A 2,030-nucleotide genomic window follows, 5' to 3' on the forward strand; every position below is an offset into this window, starting at 1 on the left:
CCGCGCTGACCTCATCGATCATCACTTCCGCATTGAACTCGTTGGCAAGATCAAGCGCGAAATCTTCAATCTCAACCACCGGAGCGATTTCGTTCGCATCGTTCACCGCGGCCAGGCGTCCGCCTTCTTCCGCGAGCGTTAGGCCCATCAAGTTCGGCGTGCGATCGTACCAGTCGATTGTCGCAACCACTTTGGTTTTTGTAATGAAGTCGGCAACCACCTTCGGATCCAGGTGTTCGGCAATAATAACGCCTTCAATTCGTGTCCAGTTGGGCAGTGTGTGTTCCAAAGCGGCCTCCTAAAATCTACTACCTACCATCACACCATGAACGGGTGAGTTTTAGTAGGTATACGGCAAGTTTACTCGCGTATCTACACGAAAATGGCAAGTAGCGTGGAGGGTGTCAGGAAGTTTGTGTGTGAGGCTCTGATTGTGAAGGAGTTTCACTGATAATGACTAAGGTGTCACCGAAGAATAACTATGACCAGGACAAGGTCAACGAGATCAGCGCAAAGCTGATGAGTAACCCTGAAATCGCCAAGCTCATTGGCGAGTTGTCGACTTCCACCGATGATGCCAGTGATTTGGTCAAGGGCTTGTTGCAGGCCTCGATTAACGCTGGTTTGCAGGCAGAGATGAATGCTCATTTGGGCTATGAGCATTCTGATCGGAGGGGCAAAGCCCAGATAGGTTCTGCCAGTGGGGCGAACTACCGTAATGGGTCGTATACCAAAACTGTTGGTTGTGCTTATGGCGCGGTGGATATCACCGTGCCCAGGGATCGTGCTGGTACGTTTCGCCCGCAAATGGTGCCTAAAGGCGCTCGCAGGCTTAGCGAGCTTGATGACATGATTATCTCGTTGTATGCCGGCGGGATGACACTGCGAGATATCCAACACCACTTGGCCACCACACTGGGGGTGGATATGAGCCCTGACACGATCAGCACTATTACTGATGCTGTCTTAGAAGAGGTCTTGGTCTGGCAAAACCGCCAGCTAGAGCAGTTCTATCCGGTGATCTTCCTTGACGCGATGCGCGTTAAGATACGCGATGGCAACCGTGTGGTTAACAAGGCTTGCTACATGGCTGTTGGCGTGGATATGGACGGTATCAAACACATCCTAGGACTATGGATTGCTGGTAGTGAAGGAGCCGCGTTTTGGGCCTCTGTCTGCGCTGATTTGGCTAACCGGGGTGTGGAGGATGTGTTCATCGTCTGCTGTGATGGTCTTAAAGGCCTGCCAGAAGCGGTAGAGGCGACTTGGCCAAGCTCGATGGTGCAAACCTGTATTGTCCACTTGATCCGAGCTGCTAACAGATGGGTGTCCTACCAAGACCGCAAACCAGTCTCTAGCGCGCTACGTAAGGTCTACACCGCGCCGAATGAGGAAACCGCTCGCGCCGCACTCGATGCTTTCGAAGCCTGTGAACTGGGCTGTAAGTACCCGCAGTCAGTCAAGGTCTGGCGTGATGCGTGGGAGCGGTTCATACCGTTTTTGCAGTTCCCACCAGCAGCAAGACGGGTCCTCTACACCACCAACTCGATCGAGTCGCTCAACGCCGAGCTACGTAAAGCCACCCGCAACCGGGGCCAATTCCCTAACGATACGGCAGCATTGAAAACACTGTGGCTAATGATTTGCAACATCGAAGATAAACGCGCGGCCCAACGCGCGAAGAAAGCCAAGCGCGATATTGAGTGCAACGGCTATATTGAAGGAGCCAAAGCCAACGGCTGGAAACAAGCTATCAACCAACTAGCAGTGGCATACCCAGGCCGATTCGCCAACTACCTATAAACCAAGCCCCACACACAAACAAACAGACACTCTCGATTTACTCCAAGCTGCTGGCCTTGCCAGGTCAACGTTTTACTATCACCAAGCTCGCCTTGATGCTCCTGATAAGCACGCTGGGCTCAAACGTGAGATCAAGACCGTGTTTGACCAGTCCCACGCACGCTATGGTCACCGTCGCGTCAGGCTAGCTTTGAAACGTCAAGGCATTTGCGTATCTAGAAAACTGG

2 protein-coding genes and 1 pseudogene are annotated in these 2,030 nt (G+C 52.7%); 2 read left to right on the forward strand and 1 reads right to left on the reverse strand.

The window, feature by feature from the left end; translation table 11 throughout:
• Positions 1-289, reverse strand: a pseudogene (locus HMPREF1627_RS02110) (hypothetical protein); the annotation flags it as partial.
• 164 nt (positions 290-453) lie between these two features.
• On the opposite strand from HMPREF1627_RS02110, the gene HMPREF1627_RS02115 reads away from it, so the two are divergent.
• Positions 454-1,803, forward strand: a complete 1,350-nt coding sequence (locus HMPREF1627_RS02115) for an IS256 family transposase (protein WP_034500768.1) — start codon at positions 454-456, stop codon at positions 1,801-1,803.
• 130 nt (positions 1,804-1,933) lie between these two features.
• On the forward strand, positions 1,934-2,030 hold a 97-nt coding region (locus HMPREF1627_RS10915; RefSeq protein WP_158705808.1), incomplete at its 3' end, for an IS3 family transposase.

It is taken from the genome of Actinomyces sp. S6-Spd3 (assembly GCF_000758755.1).
GTDB lineage: Bacteria > Actinomycetota > Actinomycetes > Actinomycetales > Actinomycetaceae > Pauljensenia.